At 38.4% G+C, this 25309-nt stretch carries 22 protein-coding genes; 8 read left to right on the plus strand and 14 right to left on the minus strand.

Features of this window, described 5'->3' with window-relative positions:
• The first annotated feature begins 295 nt into the window (after positions 1-295).
• Positions 296-1342, plus strand: coding sequence for a polysaccharide lyase family 7 protein (locus AC0L3W_RS12765; RefSeq protein WP_409440353.1), 1047 nt, complete (start codon positions 296-298; stop codon positions 1340-1342).
• Between the two features lie 97 nt (positions 1343-1439).
• Here the strand turns inward: AC0L3W_RS12765 and AC0L3W_RS12770 are convergent, their stop codons facing one another.
• Positions 1440-3590, minus strand: a complete 2151-nt coding sequence (locus AC0L3W_RS12770; protein WP_409440352.1) for an MFS transporter — start codon at positions 3588-3590, stop codon at positions 1440-1442.
• Between the two features lie 454 nt (positions 3591-4044).
• Here AC0L3W_RS12770 and poxB point away from each other — a divergent pair, with 454 nt between their 5' ends.
• From poxB to AC0L3W_RS12800, 6 genes are all read left to right on the plus strand, one after another.
• Positions 4045-5769: a ubiquinone-dependent pyruvate dehydrogenase gene (gene poxB, locus AC0L3W_RS12775; RefSeq protein ID WP_409440351.1), complete on the plus strand. Its 1725-nt coding sequence runs from the start codon at positions 4045-4047 to the stop codon at positions 5767-5769.
• A 361-nt stretch (positions 5770-6130) separates the two neighbouring features.
• Positions 6131-7135: a sulfotransferase gene (locus tag AC0L3W_RS12780; protein ID WP_409440350.1), complete on the plus strand. Its 1005-nt coding sequence runs from the start codon at positions 6131-6133 to the stop codon at positions 7133-7135.
• 273 nt (positions 7136-7408) lie between these two features.
• Positions 7409-8668, plus strand: a complete 1260-nt coding sequence (codB, locus tag AC0L3W_RS12785; protein WP_409440349.1) for a cytosine permease — start codon at positions 7409-7411, stop codon at positions 8666-8668.
• Complete coding sequence (locus tag AC0L3W_RS12790) at positions 8669-9832, plus strand: PucR family transcriptional regulator (protein WP_409440348.1); 1164 nt, start codon at positions 8669-8671, stop codon at positions 9830-9832. It abuts the gene before it with no gap.
• 31 nt (positions 9833-9863) lie between these two features.
• Positions 9864-11111 carry a cytosine deaminase gene (gene codA, locus AC0L3W_RS12795; protein WP_409440347.1) on the plus strand — a complete coding sequence of 416 codons (1248 nt, stop codon included), beginning with the start codon at positions 9864-9866 and terminating at the stop codon, positions 11109-11111.
• A 175-nt stretch (positions 11112-11286) separates the two neighbouring features.
• A complete protein-coding gene (locus AC0L3W_RS12800; protein ID WP_290040846.1) occupies positions 11287-12285 on the plus strand; it encodes a LacI family DNA-binding transcriptional regulator in 999 nt (332 codons plus the stop codon).
• A gap of 66 nt (positions 12286-12351) precedes the next feature.
• Here AC0L3W_RS12800 and AC0L3W_RS12805 read toward each other — a convergent pair whose 3' ends face one another.
• From AC0L3W_RS12805 to AC0L3W_RS12825, 5 genes are all read right to left on the minus strand, one after another.
• Positions 12352-13761, minus strand: a complete 1410-nt coding sequence (locus AC0L3W_RS12805) for a glycoside hydrolase family 1 protein (RefSeq protein WP_409440346.1) — start codon at positions 13759-13761, stop codon at positions 12352-12354.
• 178 nt (positions 13762-13939) lie between these two features.
• On the minus strand, positions 13940-15343 hold the full coding sequence (locus AC0L3W_RS12810) for a glycoside hydrolase family 1 protein (RefSeq protein ID WP_409440345.1): 1404 nt from the start codon (positions 15341-15343) through the stop codon (positions 13940-13942).
• Between the two features lie 68 nt (positions 15344-15411).
• A complete protein-coding gene (locus AC0L3W_RS12815) occupies positions 15412-15720 on the minus strand; it encodes a PTS lactose/cellobiose transporter subunit IIA (protein WP_290040851.1) in 309 nt (102 codons plus the stop codon).
• A 76-nt stretch (positions 15721-15796) separates the two neighbouring features.
• Positions 15797-17089 (minus strand): PTS sugar transporter subunit IIC, encoded by a 1293-nt coding sequence (locus tag AC0L3W_RS12820; RefSeq protein ID WP_409440344.1) that lies wholly within the window; start codon positions 17087-17089, stop codon positions 15797-15799.
• Between the two features lie 13 nt (positions 17090-17102).
• A complete protein-coding gene (locus tag AC0L3W_RS12825) occupies positions 17103-17408 on the minus strand; it encodes a PTS sugar transporter subunit IIB (protein WP_290040854.1) in 306 nt (101 codons plus the stop codon).
• Positions 17409-17809: 401 nt separating this feature from the next.
• On the opposite strand from AC0L3W_RS12825, the gene AC0L3W_RS12830 reads away from it, so the two are divergent.
• Positions 17810-17971, plus strand: coding sequence for a hypothetical protein (locus AC0L3W_RS12830; RefSeq protein ID WP_354669235.1), 162 nt, complete (start codon positions 17810-17812; stop codon positions 17969-17971).
• A gap of 98 nt (positions 17972-18069) precedes the next feature.
• Here the strand turns inward: AC0L3W_RS12830 and AC0L3W_RS12835 are convergent, their stop codons facing one another.
• The 8 genes from AC0L3W_RS12835 to AC0L3W_RS12870 all read right to left on the minus strand — a co-directional run bounded on the left by AC0L3W_RS12835 (position 18070) and on the right by AC0L3W_RS12870 (position 25309).
• Positions 18070-18363 (minus strand): putative quinol monooxygenase, encoded by a 294-nt coding sequence (locus tag AC0L3W_RS12835; protein WP_290040856.1) that lies wholly within the window; start codon positions 18361-18363, stop codon positions 18070-18072.
• Between the two features lie 229 nt (positions 18364-18592).
• A complete protein-coding gene (locus tag AC0L3W_RS12840) occupies positions 18593-19942 on the minus strand; it encodes an FAD-binding oxidoreductase (RefSeq protein ID WP_409440343.1) in 1350 nt (449 codons plus the stop codon).
• Positions 19943-19973: 31 nt separating this feature from the next.
• Positions 19974-20780 carry an ABC transporter permease gene (locus AC0L3W_RS12845; RefSeq protein WP_290040860.1) on the minus strand — a complete coding sequence of 269 codons (807 nt, stop codon included), beginning with the start codon at positions 20778-20780 and terminating at the stop codon, positions 19974-19976.
• Entirely contained in the window at positions 20777-21610 is an 834-nt protein-coding gene (locus AC0L3W_RS12850; protein ID WP_290040861.1) for an ABC transporter ATP-binding protein, read from the minus strand. Before AC0L3W_RS12850 ends, AC0L3W_RS12845 begins: the two co-directional genes overlap by 4 nt.
• On the minus strand, positions 21607-22611 hold the full coding sequence (locus tag AC0L3W_RS12855) for an ABC transporter substrate-binding protein (RefSeq protein ID WP_290040863.1): 1005 nt from the start codon (positions 22609-22611) through the stop codon (positions 21607-21609). The genes AC0L3W_RS12850 and AC0L3W_RS12855 overlap by 4 nt, the downstream gene beginning before the upstream one ends.
• A gap of 67 nt (positions 22612-22678) precedes the next feature.
• Positions 22679-23527 (minus strand): creatininase family protein, encoded by an 849-nt coding sequence (locus tag AC0L3W_RS12860; protein ID WP_290040865.1) that lies wholly within the window; start codon positions 23525-23527, stop codon positions 22679-22681.
• Between the two features lie 10 nt (positions 23528-23537).
• Positions 23538-24017 (minus strand): RidA family protein, encoded by a 480-nt coding sequence (locus AC0L3W_RS12865; protein WP_409440342.1) that lies wholly within the window; start codon positions 24015-24017, stop codon positions 23538-23540.
• Positions 24014-25309 carry an amidohydrolase family protein gene (locus AC0L3W_RS12870; protein WP_409440341.1) on the minus strand — a complete coding sequence of 432 codons (1296 nt, stop codon included), beginning with the start codon at positions 25307-25309 and terminating at the stop codon, positions 24014-24016. The genes AC0L3W_RS12865 and AC0L3W_RS12870 overlap by 4 nt, the downstream gene beginning before the upstream one ends.

Consider the following 25309-nt stretch of genomic DNA (forward strand, 5'->3'; position numbering starts at 1 on the left):
CTATTGGAGAATTAGCGAAGTTAATTCTTTAATAGTTATTCTATTTGTGAAAATTACAACGAAGAAATAAGTTATCTCAACAAGTAAAATAGATCAGTTAATTAGCATGATTGGTATAAGATTAGAGTGAGATCAAACTCTCAAAATATTAACGGCCTGAGTTAAAATATTTGATCTCATCATAAGATCTGCTTATTGCTATGTGATCAACTAGGCACATCCAAGCAATTGAGCTTTTGTTCATTTTTTAGCTCACTATTATGTGTGACAATATTACATAATGAGGTGATAAAAAATGAAAAACAAACTAATGATTGCTGGATCTATCTTACTGACTCTACCTACTATCGCGTTAGCTGATGTGGCAGGTAATGGTGTATCCTACCCGGTTCCAGCTGATAAATTTGATATGACTAACTGGAAAATAACAATTCCTGCAGATATCAATAAAGATGGTAAAGTTGATGAAATCGAAGGTGTAGCAATGATGAGCTACTCCCATGAAGATTTTTTCTTCTTAGATAAAGATGGCAACATGGTGTTTGAAGTACAAAATAAAGCCGTCACTACTAAAAACTCTAAAAATGCCCGTTCTGAATTACGCCAAATGCCACGTGGTGCAAAATTCGATATTGATACCGCCGCACCATTAAATAATTTTGCTCTTGAAAGTAATACTCACGCTGCAGATTACAGTAAAGTGGGTGGCATATTAGAAGCAACATTGAAAGTAAACCATGTATCAGAGCATGCTAAGTTCCCTGAAAGACCAGCAGCACATTCAGTGGTAGTTGGGCAAATCCATGCTAAAAAATATGATGATCAAATTAAAGCTAAAACAGGCTTTGGTCATGGTAATGAGCCCCTAAAAATCTTCTTCAAAAAATTTCCAGATCATGAATATGGTTCAGTATTTTGGAATTATGAACGTAACCTAGCGAAGAAAGATCCAAACCGTGCAGATATTGCTTACCCAGTATGGGGCAACACTTGGGAAAACCTAGAAGAGCCTGGTGAGTCGGGTATTAAAATGGGTGAAGAGTTTAGTTATGTAGTTGATGTTAAAGGCAACATAATGCATCTGACCTTTACAACAGCTCGTCATAAAGACGTCACTTACAGTATTGACCTAAGTAAGGGTGTAGATGAAAAAGATTCTCCAACAGGCTATGCACAAGATGCTTTCTACTTTAAAGCAGGTGCGTACGGTCAATGTAGTGTTAATGACACGCACCCAATTTGGGGGCCAGGATGTGCTGGTACAGGCGACTTTGCTGTTGATAAAAAGAATGGTGATTACAACAGTGTAACCTTCTCTGCACTTAAACTTAACGGTAAATAAATAAAAGTTAGTACTTACTATCTATTAACTAATCTTTATTATTCGATTGAAGCCAACTTAATATAAGTTGGCTTTTCTTTATTATTTAAGAATGGATCTATTTATCGTTGATAGGCTCTATTGTTTGCACTTGTACCGCATCCAATAACTGCTCTTCAATGGTGTTTTCTTCTGGTTTATCATCAATAGAAGCGGTTAACTCACCTTCATCTAACGAATCTGCCTCTTGTAATATTTCTACCATATCTGATGCAACATCAGGTACTGAATCGATAATTGTACTTGCTACATCTACCGCATACTCTGGTATGTTATCTACCACGTGAGATAAGTAATCACTTACTGCTTCTTCAATGTTATCCGTTGTTTCTGCATCGGACTCTTGCTCATTGTCGTTGTCCACAAGATTGCTGACATATGCCTCAGCAACCGCATTTGATGACTCAGGTAATGCTTCCGATACGGTTAAAGCAATTTCAGCAGAATGCTCAGGAGAAATATCACTTAAACGAGTGTATAAATCTGCAGCTGTTTGTTCCGATGCAGCCGCACTCCTATCCACAGGACGCATCTCATCCAATGAATCAGAAAATTCTGTCATATATTGCTCTGTCATTTCTAATAACACACTTGGATCTTCATCAAACATGTTTTCTGCGGCATGCTCCATGACGCTCAAACCGTTATCAGGCATCGCGTTAGCAATGGCAACAATGATGTCAGCTAACTGGTCAGGGTGATCATTAGTGATCCAATCCACCAGCTCATCGGCTTGTTCAGGTGAAGCCGTGGTCAATGCTTCAGCAATATGAATAGACATCTCGGGGGCAGCGTTGGTTATCGCAGCGTATAATTTAGCAATATTGATCTCTTCGATAGTACTTAATGCAGCAGCTAAATGAGTGGCGTTTTCTGGATCTTTAGCTGCAATAGCAATGGCCATATTAACCGCAATACCAGGATTTTTAGTCGCTAAACTCACTGCAACATCAACTTCAGCACTTTGCTCAAAGGCAGGCTCAACATAATCAGTTCGAGGATCAAGCTCAGACACTACACCAGAAGGCGTTTGCATAACAAAGTTTTCTTGTTCTTCTTGCGGCAACGCGGCACGTTGTTTCATGCGCAATAAAATAAAAGCTAACAAACTAGTTGCCATCACAATGATAAACATAAACAGTGCATCATTACCGAACCACTTCATCGCTTTAGCTGCCAAATAAGGCCCTGTAATACTGCCCAAAGCATAAATGAATAATAGTGATGCCATCGCAGCTAAAATTTGCTCTTTAACCACTTTATCAAAAGTTTCAGACATACTCATAGGATATAAACAAGCTACCACCCCAGTGATCACGGCAATCGCTAATAAACTAAAATAGAAGAGATTCAATGAAATTAAGAGAGGTATTAATATCGCAGCGGCAATAATCGTTAAGATCATACCTAACATAATTTTACGTCGGTCAAAGTTGTCAGAAAGATAAGCGACAGGGAACTGTAATAAAATGGCACCAATAATTGCTGAACCCATAAAAATAGATAAACTAAAACCTTTAATTCCATTAGCATTTGCCACAATAGGCAACATATTTAACAGCGCTGAATAAAACACCCCGCAATAAAAACAACTCACAACACCTAATGGGGACAATTTAATAATGGTCATTAATGACATCGACTCACTATCTTCGATCACTGGCCCTTGTTGTTTGCTAATTACAATTGGCGTGATTGCTAAACTTAATAAAATGCCGGAAATAACAAACAATGTCATGGTATCAATTGGTGCAACATTTAATAAAAATTGTCCTAAAAACTGTGCACTCATAATCACCATTTGATTGATAGAAAGAATACGTCCTCTATTTTTCTCCGTTGCACTAAAGCTTAACCAACTATCTAACGTGGCATTAGTACAAGCCATACAAAATCCGGTGACGACACGCATTACAGCGAGCATAATTGGATCAGGAAATAATCCAGATAACAAAATAGCAACGGAAGTTAGACTACCGCACATAGCGAAAATACGAATATGTCCAACGCGCTGCAGTAGTTTACGGCTGTAATAAGAGCCGATCAAAAACCCCACTGATAACATCGACAATACCAAACCAATATTATCAATACTGATGCCATCATTTTGCATACGTACAGGCAGTAAAATATTGCTTAGCCCATAACCTGTCATTAACAAAAAACAGCTCATTAGCAGTAAAAATAGGGGTTTAATCGTTGTTATCACTGAGTAACTCTCTATTGGTAGTAGTGTTAGATTTACCTAATAAGAATCGAGTCCAACTCATTTAGGGTAAGCAAAAGTCCACCAATTTTGTATTTCATTAGTGAAATAGTGAATATAAAGGAAAAATAATAAACATCAAATCATATTCAGCCTCACCAGAATCAGCATTAATGTAGATCGCCCTAACCACTCTAGTTTACTACTTCCAGCTAAAGTGAAGAACAGCGATAAAAATTATCACTTGAAAAAAACGACATTGAAGAGGATGATCATAAAATAGACAACTATATTAAAACGTTTTATCTATACCATCATCAATGTAATGGCATGTTCATTAATCTTTAATCGTTTCACCAAAATTAAACGACGACATCAAACAATCAATACACGGAGCAGTAGCAAACAATAACCATTGAAGGTCATATATCAACTTACTAGTAAGGAGAACCTTAATATGAGCCAAAGTATCGCAAGTTTTATCACTCAAACCCTAGACCAAGCAGGTGTACAACGAATATGGGGAGTAACTGGCGATTCACTCAATGGAATTAGTGACAGTTTACGAAAAATGGGCAATATCGAATGGCTGGGTACACGTCATGAAGAAGCTGCCGCTTTTGCCGCTGGAGCTGAAGCACATATCTCAGGAAAACTAGCGGTTTGCGCAGGGTCCTGTGGTCCGGGTAATCTACACTTAATTAACGGCTTATTTGATTGCCATCGTAATAAAGTGCCTGTGTTAGCGATTGCGGCACACATTCCTTCATCAGAAATTGGTAGTCAATACTTTCAAGAAACCCACCCGCAAGAGCTATTTAAAGAGTGCAGCGTATTCTGTGAAATGGTATCTAACCCAGAACAGATGCCTTACCTATTAGAAACAGCCATGCGCCAAGCTATTTTACATAATGATGTCAGCGTATTAGTGTTACCTGGTGATGTAGCATTAAAAGCAATGCCTGAAGGTACTTCTGCAAAATGGAATCATCCAAAACCAGCCACTTATATGCCAGATACATCAGATATTAATATCATGGCAGATCAACTCAACAACAGTAAAAATATAACATTATTATGTGGTGCAGGTTGTAAAGATGCACACGACGAAGTAGTTGCCCTAGCTGAAAAACTACAAGCCCCAATAGTACATGCTATGCGCGGTAAAGAGTTCCTTGAATATAATAACCCTTATGATGTTGGCATGACTGGTTTAATTGGTTTCTCATCGGGTTATCATGCGATGGGTGAAGCAGATACATTATTAATGATTGGTACTAGTTTCCCCTATAAAGCTTTTTATCCTAACAACAGCACCATCTTACAAATTGATAATCAGCCCGCTTCATTGGGTCGACATGTACAGGTTGATCACAGCGTATTAGGTGATGCCAAAACTACCGTCAGTGTGTTACTCACAAAGTTGAAAGGTGCTCGAAACAGCCAGCATCTTGAAAAATGCCTCAAACACTACAAATCGTCACGTGCCGATTTAGACTTACTAGCCAATGGTAAAACCTCCCATGGCTTGATTCATCCACAATATTTAACCCGTTTACTCGATGAACAAGCCAATGAAGATGCTATTTTTACCTGTGATGTGGGCACACCAACAGTATGGGCTGCGCGTTACCTCACCATGAACGGCAAACGCCGCATTATAGGATCATTCAATCATGGTTCGATGGCTAACGCATTGTCGCAAGCAATGGGCGCACAGTCACTAGACCGAAACCGTCAAATTATTGCAATGTGCGGAGATGGTGGTTTTTCCATGTTGATGGGTGACTTACTATCACTTAAACAACTGAATCTACCCATTAAAATCATCGTTTATAATAACCGCTCACTAGGCTTTGTGGCGATGGAGATGAAAGCCAGTGGCTACCTCTCTGATGATACTGACTTAGATAATCCAAGTTTTGCCAATATAGCCGAAGCTTGTGGTATCAAAGGTATTCATGTGGATACCCCTGAAAAACTACCACAAGCAATGTCCGATATGATTGCACATAAAGGCCCCGTGGTATTAGAAGTAGAAACCGCCAAGCAAGAACTTGCGATGCCGCCACAAATTAAATTAGAGCAAGCCAAAGGCTTTAGTTTATACATGATGAAAGCCTTAATTAATGGCAAAGGCAATGAAATCATAGAGCTTAGTAAAACCAACTGGACTCGTTAACCTTTGCTATTTCTACTCTAGATAACTAAAACACAAAACTTCTAATAAATAAGTCACCCAACTCATTTATTAGAAGTACTCACCTTATCGAGTTTGCTAATAAGAAAAATGACTTAGTTTAAGCCGTTACCTGGTGCCTTTCGAAGATTAACTTCGTTAATAATCTATCCATGAAACTTACAACGAAGAAATAAATTATTTTAATAAGTAAAATAGATCTGTTAATTAGTATGATTGGTATAAAGCTCCTAACTTGCATTAACGACTTATTATTTAATTACCAATTTTTAATCAGGTATGATGGGTAAAATTAATTTTATTTCGTGTAGCCATGGTGTAATCAAAGAGGTTTTATATTTATATGGAAAGTAAAAAGTCACCACTGTTTATTGTTGGCATTACTCGTTCAGGAACAACTATCTCACATGATATGGTGATGCAAGCTTGTCCTGATGCCGTGGATTTAACATCTGATGATGATTTTGAGTGCCGTAATTTTTGGCAAGCATTTGGATTAACCATAGGTTCTCGAAGAACAGGGACACTTTGTGAATGCGCCACTGAAGACGATATCGACTCGGTTTCAAAAGAAGCAATTCAACACTATGTTTCTTCACGTCATGCACAAGGTGGGATTATTACAAAAAACCCTCATCTACTAAATAAAATTAGTTATGTAGCTAACGTTTTACCAGATGCAAAATTTATTTTAATCGTCCGTGATATTATGGGTGTCGTAGCCAGTGAAAAAGTAGGGTTTAATGATGCCTACCAAGGTGATGAAGACACCCCTCCTTATGTGCATTATTGGCCAGATACCAAGTTACCCTGTTGGAGTTATGTAAAATGTGATGACAAACAGCATCAACTTACTAAACCTAACTTTTTACTTACCGTCAAAGCAATGATTAAAAGAGTGATTGTTAATTTAAAAAACAAATCATTAAATGAGCCTGGAAAGGTGTTACCACACCAAAAATTAAGTGAATTCTTCCAATCTCATCCAGATAAAACACGTTATTACCCTGGTGATGGTTTCCATAGAATTCCAGAGTCTTGGATAACATTGAACCTTAATGCAATAAACCAACTTAAAGCATTAGATAACTCTCGCTGGATGACTATTGTCTATAATGACTTAGTCGATGATACCAAAGGAGTAGTGAGCAAAATGCTCACCTTTGCAGGATACGATGCCCCAGAGTTATGCTCTTTACCAACTCAACTTAATAAATCTTCAGCAGATAAGTGGCGTAAAAACTTATCAATCGAAGAGCAAAATACAGTAAGAGAAACTATCAAAAATAACCACGAAGATTTTGCAAAAATTTGCAACACTGTTGGTGCAAATATGCTTGCAGATTAACTTTATACTAGGTGGCTTCAATCCCCTATTTCTTCTTTTCACACTTTCAATAATGCACAATAAAATTGCATTAAGCGCTTGCTTGGTGCAATTTCATTTAGTGCCCCTCTTGAGTAACAAGATCACAGATACCAAAAAAGTGCACTTGGTACAAAACAAAGGTTAATTTGTACACTTCATGCACAGTTAATTTATCCCCTCAATTCCTTTTTTAGATTGGCATAAATGTTGTAAACATCTCAAAGCATCAACCTCAACAAAAGGAAAAAGACTATGGATAGTAAAAATGATTTCCCACTAAGTGCTGTGCCAGCTGACCAACGTAAAGGGCTATGGTCAATGATGTCAGTATTACTTGGTTTCACCTTTTTTACCGCTACGATGTGGGCGGGAGGTAGCTTAGGAACAGCATTTAATTTTAGTGAAATTTTAGGGATTGTTTTCATCGGCAACCTTTTATTGGGCAGTTACGCAGCAGGCCTGGCATATGTTGCCTTTAAAACCGGTTTAAATACGGTTTTACTGGGACGATATAGCTTTGGACTTCAGGGCAGCAAATTATCTGATTTTGTGCTCGGCTTTACACAAATTGGTTGGTATGCATGGGGCACAGCAACCATTGCTATTATTTTAGTTAAACTACTGGATTTACCTAGTGCATGGTCGACGCCTTTAATGATCCTATTTGGATTTGGTTTCTGTATTAGCGCCTCAATTGGCTATAAAGCGCTGGAAATATTATCTAAAGTATCTGTTCCTCTCATGTTGTTCCTTATCGGACTATGCTTTTATAAAGGTTTAATTGATGTTGGAGGCATTGGTGAATTAATCGCTAAACAGCCCACCGAAAGTATGACAATAGGTGCAGCAATTACAGTAGTATTTGGTACTTTTGTTAGTGGCGGTACACAAGCAACAAACTGGAGTCGCTTTGCAAAATCAGGAAAAATAGCCGTTTTAGCAACTTTAGCAGCTTTCTTTATCGGTAATGGTTTAATGGTTTTTGTGGGTGCATTTGGCGCGCTAGTTTACCAACAATCAGATATCGTTGACGTACTAGTATCACAAGGCTTTATGATAGCGGCAGTTATCATGTTATTTACTAATATTTGGACGACTCAAGATAACACTATCTACAATTTTGCAGCGGCTGGTTGTAACTTACTACGTACAGAAAAACGTAAACTCATTACCATTATCGGTGCTGCAATAGGTACAGTGATGGCGATTATGGGAATGTATAACATGCTGATCCCATTTCTTATCTTACTAGGCACTTTTATCCCACCTATCGGCGCTATCATCATGACCGATTTTTGGGTTCGCTTTCGTGGAAATATGCCAGGGCTCTCAGAAATCAATCTACCACAATATAATATGCAGGGTATATTTGCCTATATTATCGGTTCGGCAGCAGCTTATTTTTCACCATGGGTTGCACCATTAGTAGGTATCGTCGTTGCCTCATTGGCCTACTGTCTTTTATTGTATATAAATTCAACAAAATCAAAAACAGTACAAGGCGCCCACTAGATGATCAAAGCTCAGTCACTTTCACTTATACCAGGACTTGAAGAAATAACGTTACGAGCAGGCGAGCAAGGGGGGGAGAACGTAATTCGTTGGCCCTACGTTGCAGAAAATAACGATATTGGAGACTGGATAAGTGGCGGTGAACTGATTTTTGTTACTGGCTTAAATTGGCAATGGCAAACAGAAGATTTTATTCAGCTAATTAATCTCGGGAAACAAAAACAAGCTAGTGGATTAGTTATTTTAACCAATTCACCTTATATAAAAAGCATACCCGAACAAGTCCTGACATTAGCCAATCAACTCAGCTTCCCTGTCTTTGAACAACCTTACTCGTTACCCATGGTCAAAGTGACTGAACTACTCTCTAATTCCATTATTAAGTCAGACCTTGCACACCAGTCAACACGGGCCTTAATGGAACATTTATTAACAAGCTCTAGCCCAGCTGAAATGACACTTATAAAAGCTGTAGAGTTTGGTATCAATACTACTGGAGCTTTCTCTATTGCAATGGTCGTTCCTAAGCGCCTTGAAAAAGGCGACCTCAGCCACTGTCAATTTTTGTTAAATAAATTTTTATCCGATCATCAAAGTGAATTTCCATTATTAGAATATCATCAAGGTTGGTTATTATCACTTCCGTCACAGCTAGAACAGCAAGAACAAAGCCTCACGAAATGGAAGGCACTATACAAAATACTTAATCAACAAGGGGTTAGTTGTAACATTGGTGTTAGCGAGGGTCAGGGATTACAGCAATTACGCAGAGCAGCACTACAAGCAATACAGACAGCAGACTTTGCACTCTACCAGGAAACTAATCATGTATTCCATTACCAAGATCTAGGTATTCTTCAATTATTTTCTGGGATAGAAGACTATGCGCAATTAAACCTTTTTTGCCAAAACAACTTAGGGGATCTCTATAACCGTTTTGATAAACAATCAGACCTCTTAAAAAATACACTAAGCTGTTATTTTAAAAACCTTGGATCAGCAAGACAAACCGCGGCCGCCCTCAAAATTCATCGCAACACATTAACTCACCGTTTAAAACGCATTGAAATACTGACAGGCAACAACCTTAGTGATGTACAACAACGCCTATGCTTACAAAACGCATTAGCAATGGAAAGGTTAATTTTAACCAAGCCTATTTAAGTAGAATTAAAAATAGTAATTAGGAAAATATATGAAAATAGTTAATGCTCGCTTACGTGGAAAATCAGAACTGTTCACCCTTAGCTGCGAAAAAGGTAAATTCAAAAAAATTGTCCAACAAGCAGACACGGTAACAGATACACAAGCAGATATTGACGCTAAAGGTAACTTGTTATGTGCCCCCTTTGTTGAACCTCATATCCACTTAGATGCAGTATTAACTGCAGGCCAGCCGAATTGGAATATGAGTGGTACGTTATTTGAAGGAATTGAACGTTGGAGTGAACGTAAATCGATGTTGAGTCACGAAGATGTTCAAAAGCGCGTATTAAAATCCGTAGAATTATTACTCGCTAATGGCGTGCAATATATCCGAACTCATGTCGATGTCACAGATCCAGATTTAGTGGCTTTGAAAGCGATTCATGATTTACGAGAAAAATTATCACCTTACCTTGAACTACAAATTGTTGCTTTTCCACAAGAAGGCATAATGTCTTTCCCAAATGGCAAAGTATTAATGGAAAAGTCTTTGCAATACGTTGATGTTATTGGTGGTATTCCTCATTTTGAATACACAAGAGAATACGGTGTAGAGTCTATGAAATGGGTTATCGAACTGGCACAAAAACACAACAAACTAGTCGATGTCCACTGCGATGAAATTGATGATGGTGCATCACGATTTTTAGAAGTATTAGCTACAGAAGCTTTAGAGAAAGGCATTGGTTCAAGAGTTACTGCAAGCCATACTACAGCAATGCACTCTTATAATAATGCTTACTGTAGCAAGCTATTCCGTTTACTTAAAAAATCTAAAATCAACTTTGTATCTTGCCCTACGGAAAGCCTGCACCTTAATGGTAGATTTGACTCTTATCCGAAAATTCGAGGTATTACACGTGTAAAAGAAATTCGTGATGCTGGTATGAATATTTGTTTCGCCGAAGATTCTATACAAGATCCTTGGTACACATTAGGTAACGGTAAACTTTTACGGGTATTAGACTCAGGTATTCATGCGTGCCATATGATGGGTTACGAAGACTTATCAACAGCCTTAGACCTTATTACCGATAATGGAGCTAAAACACTTAATGTCACCGATCGCTATGGTATTGAAATAGATAAGCCAGCTAACTTTATCATTCTTGAAGGTTACGATGACGCTAATGTAATACAACGCCAAGGTGAGGTGTTATGGTCGATTCGAGAAGGTAAGGTATTAACTTGCCGCCAACCAAGTGTCCTTACCCAACAAGTAAAATTAGGCCTTTAAGTTTATTTCTGGAGTATGCATTAATCAACATGCTCCAATACCCTATCCTTGTTATATTCGATAAAACATAATTTCAAGCACTTAAGTAACCGGTTACATTGAAAATACTTATACTGTATTATTTCCTTTCCGGCATAAATAATGCCTATTTTTATTTGATGAAGTAGGACGGTAAATGAGTACGATTCTAGATGTATGTAAGCTCGCAGGTGTATCAAAAGCAACTGTTTCTCGCGTTGTAAATGGCACAGGACAAGTTAAAGAATCAACTCGAGAAAAAGTGTTTTCAGCAATGCAATCTTTAGGTTATAGACCAAACCGATTAGCACAAGCTCTAGCAACCAATAAAACCCATACCATTGGCTTAGTGGTCTCTGATTTTGATGGCATTCATTTCGGGTCATTACTCAAACAAGCCGCAGCCAGTGCTGAATTTGCTAAAAAGCAATTGATTGTTACCGATGGCCATAACGATCCTAATTATGAATATGAGATGATCATGCAATTAGAAGCGCAGTGCGATGCAGTAATACTTTATAGTCGCACCTTAACAGATGATCATATTCAGCGTTTACATCAACAATTAACCATTCCTATTGTTGTTATTAATCGAGACTTACCTGAGCAACTTTTCCATTCTGTTTCCTTTCAACAGGAAGATGCAGTTAAATTAATGATGGGGCATCTATTGGATAATGGACATCGTCAAATAGCTTGTATTACAGGTCATATGATGAACCCAACCGGCGTAGCTCGGCTTAATGGGTACAAACACTCTTTAGCAGAACTCGGTGTCGAGTTTAATGAAAAATTAGTAAGAAATGGTGATTACCATATGAAAAGTGGTTATCAAGCCTGTAAAGAGCTCATTCATGATGGTATTTCGTTTACGGCAATCATTGCTTTTAATGACTGTATGGCACTAGGTGCATTAAGAGCTCTGACTGAAGTAGGCATAAAAGTGCCAGAGCAAATATCTATTATTGGTATAGACGATGATCCTGTATCAGAGTTTTTCACCCCAAGATTGACTACAGTAAAATTACCTATCGCAGATATGACCAAACAAGCCGTAGAGTTAGCCATTACCCTGTGTGATGAAACTAAAGCAACGCATTCTTACCAATATAAGGGGCAGCTCATTGAAAGAGAATCGGTCATGCCTGTTAAGTAGATTTCAATAAATAAAAAAGCCTACTATCTTCACTGATAATAGGCTTAAGAACATAAAAATCGCTGTTTAAATATCTTCTCCACGATGAGCAATCACACTTTTATACCAATAAAATGACGCTTTTTTCTCGCGTTTTAAATCGTTTTTATGATCCACATAAATAAAGCCATATTGTTTTTTATAGCCGTTTAACCAACTTAATAAATCAATAGCAGACCACGCATAATAACCTTTAATGTGTATGCCACGGCTTATTGCCGTTTTCACTGCGCTTAAGTGCTCTTCAATGTAACGGATACGTGGAATATCGCAGACTGCGCCTTCAATAATTGGATCTTCATCACCCAAACCATTTTCAGTAATGTACAATTTTATATCACCATACAGTGTTTTAATCATTGCTAAACCATCGATAAAACCTTCAGATGAGATTTCCCAATTCCATTTTGTATATTTTTTATCAGCCATTTTTACAGAGCGATAAACACCATCATAACTAGGGTTGCCCGGTGATCCTGTTGAGTTTTCACGTGTCATAACATGGTCTTTAACTTCACCTTGAATCTTTTCAATGCGCATTGGCTGATAGTAATTTAGGCCCATAAAGTCATTAAGAGGTGCTGCTTCGGCTATCACTGCTAATTCGACTTCCGTCCAATCAGGTAGGTTACCTTCTGTGGTTAATTGGTTCACAACATATTCAGGATACTTACCTAGTAAAATCGGATCATAGAACCAGTTTAAATTAAATTGGTTAGCATGCTCAGTAGCAGCGATATTTTCCTCACTGTCGTCCACACTAAAAGCAGGGCTGAACACATGGCTTAAACCAATCTCTCCATGCTGATTTAGCTTTTTATATTCAATCACGGTTTTTGCGTGGGTATAAAAGACGTTATGAATGGCTTGAAAGTACTTTTTAGGATCATTGTGAATACCCGGAGGATGCGCTCCCGCTAAATACCCTAAATTACAAAATACAAAGGTTTCATTAAAAGTGATAAAGTTTTTAACACGGTCACCAAACGCTTCGAAACAAATTTGAGCAAATTTAAGATAAGCTTCGCCAGTTTCTCTGTTTAACCATGCGCCTTTTTTCTCTAAAGGTAAGGGTAAATCCCAGTGGTAAAGCGTCACAAAAGGCACAATGCCATATTTTAAACATTCATCAATAATATTATTATAAAAATCAATTCCTTTTTGATTAACTTCACCAGTACCTGTTGGTAAAATTCGCGCCCAAGAGATAGAAAAACGGTACGACTCTAACCCCATTTCAGCCATTAAAGCGATATCTTCTTGGTAGCGGTTATAATGGTCAATAGCTACGTCACCATTCGTGCCTTCAAAGGTTTTCCCTGGTATTTTGGTAAATTCATCCCAATTAGTTGGACCTTTACCATCTTGATCCCATGCCCCTTCAATTTGATAAGAAGCAGTGGCAGCGCCAAATAAAAAATCATGTGCAAACTTCATAATAGATTCCTAGTGATACCAATCACAACCAGCTATTACACTACTTTATTGCTTAAAAACTTACTTAACATAAAGTAGATGTAACAAACTGACTGCTATTGGTATTAAATATTCAGTAAACAGTGAGAAACAATGCAGTTATAAACGCTCACCGTGTCGATTAATCTGCATGACTTACTTATAAGCCATTCTTTTCAATCAATGATTGATACCAATAAAAGCTTTTTTTCTTGCTACGCTTTAAGGCTTTAAGATCAAACTCTTCGCGGTCAACATGAATAAAACCGTAACGTTTTGAACAACCTTGATGCGTACTGATTAAATCAATTGCTGACCAAGGGCTATAACCAAAGACTTCAACACCATCACTAATCGCTAACTGCACTTGCTCAATATGTTGCTGTAAATAGGTAATACGATAATCGTCATTGATCTCACCGTTTGCTTCTACTTTATCGAAAGCCCCTAAACCATTTTCAGTAATGATTAATGGCAATGCGTAACGTTCATAAATTTCACGCATGGTGGTACGAAAGCCCACTGGATCAATTTCCCATCCAAATTCATTTTTCGCTAGATGTTTATTTTCAACGCCTTTATATGCTCCAATCTCTCCAATAGTGATTTGTTGATCACCCGTAGAATTGATATCACTTTCATCACCTGCGCTTTGTGCAACGGTTTGCGAGTTGTAATAATTAAAAGCAATAAAGTCAGGTTTTGCCTTAGCCAGTACTTCCATATCACCAGATGCAATAGTTGGTGTCGCACCTCGATCTTCTAGAAAGCGCCATGCCGTTGAGTTATAACGACCATAAACAGCCATATCCAAATACAACCAATTACGTAAAGCAGAAAAAGTATTCGCTGCTAATATATCTTCAGGCTTACATGAAGCAGGATAGATAACTGAGATATTAGGCGCTGGACCAATTTTAGCTTGTGGCAATAATTGATGACAAAGCGACATAGCTTTTGCCTGAGCCACCAGCATGTGATGGTTTTGTTGATACAGGTCTTTCATCGGATTACTCGCATCAACATGCTTAGTACCTAATGCATCGCCATGCAAAATCATCATGTTTTGTTCGTTAATTGTTAGCCAGTATTTAACACGGTCTCCAAAGGCTTCAAACAAAGTTCTACTGTAAGTTGCAAACGCTTCCACTGTCGCTCGATTCGACCATCCCCCTTTTTCTTGCAGTGCATAAGGCAAATCAAAATGATACATAGTGGCAATAGGCTCAATGCCATTCGCAATTAATTCATCAATTAAATTATTATAAAAATCAATACCTTTTGAGTTTACTTCACCTTCGCCGCTCGGAAATATTCTTGTCCAAGCGATAGAAAACCGATACGCTTTCAAGCCCAACTCTGCGAATAAAGCGATATCTTCTTTATAACGATGGTAATGATCACTGGCGACTTTGAAATCTGTCGTGCCCTCCACAACTCTACCCATATCGATCACAGATGGACCTTTGCCATCTTCGTCCCATGCGCCTTCAACCTGATATGCTGAAGTAGAACCACCCCAGAAAAAATCATTTGGAAAACCGTTAAGATGTTTACTTTGCATGTTCACTCCTCATCATTTAATACTTAACTCTTAATAAATAACTATGCTGTAACCAACGACGTAGACAATCATGTTAGTTTGCGATGAATATCTATAATTTCTTCAATTAATTCACGCGCTAACATCGCCGTCATAATATGGTCCTGTGCATGCACCATGATCAAATTCATTGGTACTTTGCCTTCGCCTTCATCTAAACCGATTAACTCTGTTTGCACTTTATGTGCACGCTTTGATGCCTCTGTAGACTGCGAAAGTAAACTATCAACTTCGTGCCATTCGCCCTTCTTTGCTGACACTAAAGCCTGCATTGCTAAACTTTTTGACTCACCAGCATTGATGATTAACTCCATTACCGTCATTTCTAAATCCATCATAAAACCCCGCGACTTACTAGGGAGCTACAGCAAGTAGCTCCTGACCAATGTAAAATTGAAAATATACGATTAACGCTTATGCGTTTGTTTGACTTTCTGTTGTTTCTTCAGCAATAAGCTGTTTCTCGTAAATTTTGAAGAATGGGTAGTAAAGCACCATATTGATACCGATAAGAATGAACACTAAGATGGCATTATTGATCTGCCAACCTGCTCCCCATGCAGCACCAATTGGCGCAGGTGCAGTCCAAGGTACTAATGAAATAGTTTTACCAATTAAATCCCAACTTGCCGCGCAATAAGCGATAGTCGCATTCACCATAGGGATACAAACAAAGGGAATAAACATAGTTGGATTCATAACAAATGGCGTACCAAATATAATCGGTTCATTAATGTTAAATATGGAAGGTACTAAGCTTAATTTACCAATCGCTTTTAGGTGAGCTGATTTACTACGTAAATACATCAAGACCAAAGCAAATGTTGCACCAGAGCCACCTAAGGTCACAAAGAAAGACCAGAATGATTCAATAAAAATATGTGGTAACTCCATACCAGCCGCTAATGCTTCTTGATTTGCACCTAAGTTAGAAAGGAAGAACGGAGCCATAATACCACCAACAATCGCTGCACCATGAATACCAGCGAACCAAAGAACATGTGCGACTAATACCGCTAATAAAATAGCTGGAAGCGTGTCAGATGCTGATATTAAAGGTTGGAACACAGCCATGATTGCGCCAGGGATAATTAAATTAAATTCATGCTGTACTAATAAGTTAATTGGATAAATGGTCAAAATAATAATTAACGCAGGAATTAATAAATTAAATGATTCACGAATCTTATCTGGCACTTGCTCTGGCATTTTAAAGCCAATGTTTTTTCGGTTAAGAAAATAAGCTAACTCTGTGACTAAAATAGAGATGATAATCGCTGTAAATATCCCAGTACCTCCCAAATATGAGGCTGGCAGTACCCCCTCTTCCATTGGTGCAGAAATTAATAAAAACGTCATTAACGCTAACATACTTATAGATAAACCATCGAGTTTATAAGTTTTTGCTAAGTTGTAAGCGATACAAGTACAGATATAACAGGACATAATGCCCATCGTCATATGGAAAGGTGTCATGATCTCACCAAAGTACTGCTTAGATAACCCTAGCCACCATTGACCAAAACCAAAAGTGGTTTCAGGTGAAAATGGTGGGAAAGCAAATACGAGGAGAAATGAACCTACAATCATAAAAGGCATTGCGCCAATAAATCCATCACGAATAGCACAAATATGCCTTTGCGCAGCGAACTTACCTGCAATCGGCGTCAACGTATTTTCTAAAAACTCAAAAAATTTACTAGACATACTGCGACCCTCTTTAATTAATCAGCGCCAACGCATCAGCTAATATTTTCTCGCCTTTCATCATTCCGTAATCCATTTGATTAATGACCGTAATAGGCTTGCCTACTTGATCAGCCTTAACCTTAAAATCATTCAATTTATATTTGATTTGAGGGCCCAATAAAAAACAGTCATATTCTGCTAAATGTGAATCAAACTCTTCTAAACCAACAGCATCAATTTGTACCTCAATACCTTTATTAGAAGCAGATTCACGCATTTTTTTAACCACCATACTGGTCGACATACCAGCGGCACAGCAAAGTAGAATCTTAGTCATAATATTTCCCTTTTATTGCATTGATAATTTAAAATCCAACAGATCTTGTATTCGAATTTAATGTAACGCATAAATGTAACCGGTTACAGAAAGCGGTTACATTTATGTGATTTAACTCATTTTCCTATCAATAATTAGGCTATTTATTTTTATTTATAATTTTTTTGAAGATGGATCACAGATAAAAAATGAAAACAGAATTGAAAATAAAATGACTATATGAGGATACTGATCTTGGTATTTCTGCAGGTGATCATATTAATACTAACGTTAATAATCAGTTATCTGATGCTCTAGATTTTAGTTGGGCTAGTAACTTTGTAACAACACACTTAACTAAAACGAATGACGATCTCTTAGACAAGCTTGGTTATGGTGTTCACGATCTTTACCTTCAATACTTGCCACTAAATGATGATGCGTTAAAACTCACCCTCTCTGTTAGTAACTTATTTGATAAAGAACACCGAGTTCAATCTACCTTTGGTGAAACCATATACGGTGATGCGGGCAATATGTCACCAGGTCGTGACTTTAGAATTATTCTAGTTTGGGTACTATAAGTTAAAATGACAAAGCCTCATAATATGAGACTTTGTTCAATGTTTGCATACAAGTATTACCCATTAATAGCAGATGAATAACGCCCGTGATTGTAAAATTAAGCAGTTAACAAATTCATTTCATTAACTGTAAAGCTATCAATTTTACCTTCAGCAGCTTGCACATAAGCAGTAAAATGATCAGCAGTACCATGTTTTTTCCATAACGCACGGTTTTGCCATTTTTCAAACATGATAAAATGGTTAGGGTTTTCTTTATCTTGATGAAGATCGTAATTAATACACCCCGTTTCCGTTTTTGTTATTTCAACTAATGTTAATAGTTCAGATCTAACAAATTCTAGGTGCTCAGGCTTTACAACGATATTGGCAATAATAGTTAATGCAGGCATGTTATGTTCCTAATAAAAGATGAATAAGTCATTTAATCAGGTCATAGTAATAGTCAACAAATGAAAGATAAACACGCTCTTCAATGAAATACTATCAAGAAAAAATAGATAATAATCCCACTGAAATATACTTATAATGCCGCAAAATACAGTCGCTCTTTAAGAGATAACATCACTGTAAAAATACCAATCTAAGCCAATAAATTGGTATTTTTCTATGAACAACTTATTAAAGGCTTCTTAACTTCCCAACATTTAAAAGATTTAATGGATCGTTCTTGCGCTTACTGTCTAAAATAGAATGACTGAAACAACCTTTATGCTTACCGTCTTCAAGTGTGTAAACATGTGGATCATTAATGCTCACTCCAAACTGTGTATGTATATCAACGATGTTTTGTAGTTGCTCTGCACTCTGAAAATGAATCAGTGGTAATCCCACAATCGCTAATTCACTATCAGCCATTCTAATCACCTCAAGATGCACTTGAGCTTGAGAGTTACTTGCCTCATCAATTTGAGTTAATTGTTCAACAACATTATCGACATCATAATTAGTTTGAAGATAAGTAAGCGCTTTATTATTTTTTAATGCGAGCAAAGTTGAATGATTCCAGCAGCATTCCATCAATGTAGACTTACTTTGTAACGCTTCTTGAAAGGTTTGGCTCCATTCAATCTTACCCTGCGCATTTTCCATTAATTTCAGCATAGGCCGTTTTGCATTAGATGCAATCACCGCTATTACAACATAATCCGATGCAGCTAACTCTTTTGGTGTTTGCTCAAAATGGCTAGCACTGTAAGCATCAAAAACCGCGATATTGCGTTTATCTATACCAGTACTGTTAGCAACTTGTTTAGAGAATTGAATGGCATCATCAAGCTGTTTAAAGGAAAGTAAATACTCATCCCATACTCTAGCGGGTGCTAATGCTAATTCAATATCTAAAATGATACCATTCGTCCCATAGGTATGATGGAAACTCGTTAACTCATCACCACCCACCTCAAAAATGTCAGGTGTTTCAGAAATGGTCATCACTCTGACAGATAAAATAGTTCCTTCAGCAGCCACCGGCCCATAGTTTATTGAACCAACGCCTCCAAAGCCGCCAGAGAATAACCCACCTATCGACGCCATTTTATAGGTAGAAGGCATACAACGAAGTTCCCAGCCTTGATCTCTTGCAGCGTCTTCGAGAGCCCCTAACTTAATACCAGATTGCACAGAGACAATACCATCATCCGGAGATAACCAATTTATCTGGTTATAATGAGAAGTATCAATTGTCACTCCACCCTGTAAAGGTACTGACTGACCATAATTACCTGTTCCACCGCCTCTTACCGTCATGGGTAATTTCAGTGCAGCACATTGAGCAACAACCTCTTTTAATTCCTTCTCATTTTTAGGACGAACCACTATATCGGCTTTTTTGGTGTTTAATTGCGCAAATAAAATAGGGCTAAACCAATGAAAATCCTTTGATAGTCGCTTTACTTGAATGGGTGACGTTACCCAATCCAATGAAGGCAACCTTGTTTGTAATGTCTGTATTGCTTCACTAACTGCCATAACTTGTTCCTTACTACTGATTAAATTTTCGCTACACTTCGCTTTCATGCCAATGCCCTATCACTAGCTTAGATATCATGGACATTGCAGCAAACAACACCACTCCCGTTAGAGATATCAAGGTAAGAGCAGCAAACATACGAGGAATGTTCAACTGATAACCTGACTGCAGAATTTGATACGCCAAGCCAGTATTTGCACCACCAGTACCTGCCACAAATTCTGCGACAACCGCACCAACTAATGACAAACCACTGGCAATTTGCAGTGCCGCAAAGAAATAGGGCATTGCAGAAGGTACGCGTAAGCGAAATAGAATTTGTAAACGGCTGGCACGACGTAGTTTAAAATAAGCTAATAAATTAGGAGAAACACTGCGTAAACCAAGCGTGGTATTGGAGATAATCGGAAATATTGCCACTAATGTAGAACACACGACTAAGGCTAACGTAGTATTTTGAATCCAAATAATAATCAAAGGTGCAATGGCGACAATAGGCGTCACTTGTAATAGTACGGCGTATGGAAATAGAGCCGTTTCAATGGCTCTATTTTGTACAAACACAAAGGCAACACTCACTCCTACAACAATCGCTAATAAAAAAGATAATAAAGTTACTTTTAACGTATAAAGTAGCGCAGGTCCTAATAACCCCCAATCAGCATATAGCGTCTTAGCCGTCACAAAAGGAGACGGAAAGATATACTCAGGTATGTCTGCGGTCACCACGATAAATTGCCAAGTAAAAATAATCAGCATCGCAATCAAACTAGGAATAATGATCTTTTTGTACCTTGGATTAGCTAGCAAAGGCTGTTTTTCTGTTTTAGCATTCATGAGGTTGCCTCTTCAATGGATGCATTCTCTAAATACTGATGTAATTCCATCGCATATTGAGAAAACTTAGGCTGTAAACGGAACTGTTGAGTACGAGGAAAAGGTTCATCAATTTCAATATTTGCAATCACCCTGCCAGGGCGGGCAGCCATGACTATTACTCTTTGAGATAGGAACACTGCTTCATGAATTGAATGCGTTACAAAAATCACGGTTAGACCATTTTCCTGCCAAAGCCTTAATAGATCACTATCTAACTTAAAGCGAGTTATCTCATCTAGTGCCCCAAAGGGTTCATCCATCAGTAACAAGTCAGGTTTAATCACTAACCCTCGCGCAATGGAAACGCGCATTTGCATACCACCTGATAATTCTTTAGGTAATGAGTCGGCAAACTTTTCAAGCCCTACTAGCTTTAACGCTTGGTCTACTCGTTGCTCTGCTTCTTGCCCTTTAACTCCTTCTAACTCCAAGGCTAAGCTGATGTTTTTACGCACTGAGTGCCATACCATTAAAGAAGCTTCTTGAAACACGAAGGATAAAGTTCGGTCACTTTCATGCAATTTATCGATAGGTTTACGCCATAACAGTAAGCGCCCATCAGAAGGAGACTCCAATCCAGCGACCATTTTTAACAATGTACTTTTACCGCAGCCAGATGGGCCAAGTAAGGTGACAAATTCACCCTGCTTAATTTTCAAATCAACAGGCAACAAAGCTTGTGTACCGTTCGGATAGGTTTTCTCTGTTGAGAGTAACTCCACTGCAGCGGGTAAATTAGAAGATGATATTGGTTCACTATCATCACTCTTTATATTGATTTGACTCATAACACCACCTTCACAGCGTCGATAAACTGCGTCGTAAAGATACTCTCTAAACTAACTTCCGATGCTTTAAATAAACCATTATCAACACCCATTTGCCATGTTTTACGCATTCTATCTTCAGTAATAATACCAATACCCTTAGCCTTAGCATCACCGCCGGTAACGATTTCAGAGCGGTTTAACTCCTTCAACGAGTAACTAAGTTGCTCAGCACTCATATTAGGATTATTTTTAACAATTAATTTGTTACCTTCAGTTGGATCCGTTAGATATTGTTTCCAGCCTTCCATAGTTGCTGATAAGAATGCAGTAATTTGCTCACCATTGTTGGTAATGGCATCTGTACGACAAGCAATCGAGTTACCATAAGGAGGAAAGCCATCTTTACCAATCATAAACACTTTATGATCAGCGCCCGCCTGTTTCATTGCAAAGGGTTCAGAGGTTAAAAATCCTTGCTGTGCAATCTTATTATCCAGTACAAAAGGTTGAATGTTGAAGGTGTAAGGACGTGTCATGGCATCAGTAAAACCATATTGTTTTTTTGCCCAAGGCCACCAGCTTGAATAAGCACTACTCGATATCAATATAGTATTGTCTTTTAAATCAGATAATTTATTAATATTGCTATGGGTAATGATCACAGTAGGATCAAATTGGAAGCTAGTCGCTACTATTTTAATCGGTACACCTTTTTTCACTGCGTTGATCGCCCCGATATCATCCACTAAGGCACACTGAGCTCGCCCTGCGGCCAATAACTGCACGGTATTAACCTGTGGTCCGCCCATTTTGATGCTGACATCTAATCCATTATCTTTATATAAATCAGCTCCTAATGCTTGATAGAAACCGCCATGTTCGGCCTGTGCGTACCAATTGGTGACAAAGTTAAATGGAGTTTGCTCGGCCATTGCACTGGTTGATAAAGCCATTGACGCCGCTAATGCAGTTAGTCCAATAACACGAGTACGTACTGACTGTTGTTTACTTTGGTTCATATCGTTCCCTCTTTATTAACTAAAATAGTGTTTAAGTAATTTTTGAATAGCCGGTTCTCAATGAAAGCTATTTTTGACTATGGACGTAACCATTAAATTGGCTTTTACCCCAAGATTGATACTCTCGTTTTACCCATTGTGCATGATGAATTTCGCTTATAGCTGTAGCCCACTGAGTAGCAAGATCACTTAATAGCTGTTCTCCTTGCTCTAAAGTTGCAGCACTAGGGTCACCAATAACACCAGATGGCCCAAAGTCGATACTTGCCCAAGCAGCCGCAGGGCGACCATTCGTTAATGTTGGGCAAGGAAAAGGCTCTGGGTAATGTGCTTCACTGCGTTCCATATGCACTGAATCAGGTAACAAGGCCATCATGATCGCTGTTTCACCATGTCCAGCATGCATTGATAATTGCTTTTCTTTCTCAGATATAAAGTCATCGTTATGCGGTAAGCTCCAAACATCACGAGCAATCACCATAAAGTCACCATGGCGTAGACGTAATTCACGTGCAGCCATCTCTAATGGTTGCGGTTGACCACCATGTGCATTCACCATCAACAATTTTCTAAACCCTGAACGATAAAGTGATTCACCGAGCTCTTGAACCGTATGTAATAACAACTCTCCAGTAAGCGTTAAGGTGCCAGGGAAGTGCAAATGTTCATCGGACTTGCCGTAAGTGATCGTGGGGATGCCATAAGCAGGAATATCTTGCGGTAATAACGCTAAAGCATGACCAACAACACCCGCTGAGACCGTTGCATCAACAGAGCAAGGAAGGTGAGGACCATGTTGTTCTATTGCCCCAACTGGCAATACGATAACGACATTTTCTTTATCTTCCATCTGATCAATTTCAGGCCAAGTCAAATAAGGAAGAAAACGTTCTGGTGGCGTATAAGCATGTAACATAATAATCTCTCTATAATGATGTTAAAGGTAAGTAAGCAGTTGCTTCCACTTCAATTAAAATATCTTCACTAGGCAGCATCGCACTAACTTCAACGATCGTTGAAATAGGTGGTTCGTCCGGGAAAAATTGATCTCTCACTTGACTAAAAAGTGGGAAATGATCTAAGTTTTTAAAGTATTGAACGAGCTTAAATACATCACTCATTTGTCCACCTTGTTGCTCAATATGCTGCCGAATGCTATTCAGCACATACCAACTCTGAGACAAAATAGCTTGTTGCTTAAAGTCAGCAGAAAACTGGCCAGTACGACCGATCGCATCAGCAACCTCAGCGGGAATATCATCAAAACCTTGTACAATGATTTTTTTCTTAGGGTTTACAGCGATCACACCAGAGAAGAAAATAAAATCCCCCACTCGCTTCGTCGCAGCGTAACGCGCTAATGGTGCACCTTGACCTGCATTTTTTTGATTTGTATTTGGTTTCATGAGATCCCCTTTTGATCGTTAAACAGAGAAGTAGTCGCTTGCTTACTCGCTTTAATAATGCCGCCATCTCGAATAAGTAAACGCATTTCACCACTTGGCCAACTCCAAACATCTTTGCTATCAAACACAATGAAGTCAGCTCTTTTACCTATTAAATTAAAGGTTGGGAGATCGCTGGATAAGTAGTTGGCATCACAAATAGATTGCGACCATCTATCAAAAACATGACTTAATTGCGCCCCATATGTTGCTAACCGTAACGCTTCAACTGGGTCATACTCGCCAAAGCTACAAAAGGCATCTTGCACATTGTCCGTTGCAATCATGGTTGGAATACCGCGGGTTTTCGCTTCCTTAAGAAGCGTTAAACCAAGTAATTTAGGCGTACGTTCAACCTCGGCATCTTGTAATAATAAATTGGTCGTTGGTAAGGAGATTAAGGTAATAGGTTGTTTGCTAAGACGATCCAATAATGAAGTTGCTAATGCCTCTTCACATGAGCTTAATGCGCAGACATGTCCGCACACAATACGCCCACTAAAAGGAACTGTTTCTAAACAATCTAACAAACACATAAGCCCTTGAGGCTGTTCGGCAAGCTCTTCATCAATGTGTAAGTCTAGATCTATGTTTAACTGCGCAGCTCGTTTAATTAAATATTCAAACGCATCGGCATTGAAGTTAACACTGTGTATAAAGCATCCCATTATCCCAAGATCTGTGGATATCACTTTTTGAAGTATGCTGTCAGTAGATGTTTTATCAGCAAGAAGTGTTAAAGGGACAAGTGCTACCTGTTCAAGATGAATTTTATGCTGCCAACTTTTAGCCAACGCTTGTAACACATTCCAAGCCGCTGGCGTTTGCTCGCTATCCCAATCAATATGTGTACGTATATGTGCGACACCATTTGAATAAGCTTGCTGTAAAGCCTTTTCTGCACGCAGCCAAAGGTCATTATGACTCCACTTAGATTTATCTTGGTGCATTGCTTCAATAGCACCTAACAATCCAGGCGTAACATTACCAATACGCTCACGTGTAAATGTTTTATCAAGATGTGCATGAGCTTCAACTAAACTCGGCAAGCATAAAGCTCCATCGATATCGATAAAATCAATCACATCACTCGGTAGTATTGGCGTTAATTTAGAAACAACTCCTGCACTCACTTCAACATGAGCTAGCTGCGGTAATCCATTTGACAATGGCCAATCTGTTGGTAATAGCCATTCAGGTAAACGTAAATTAGTTAACCATTGAGACACAGGTGTTGGTATAGAAGGACGCAT

It is taken from the genome of Psychromonas sp. KJ10-5, from assembly GCF_055808325.1.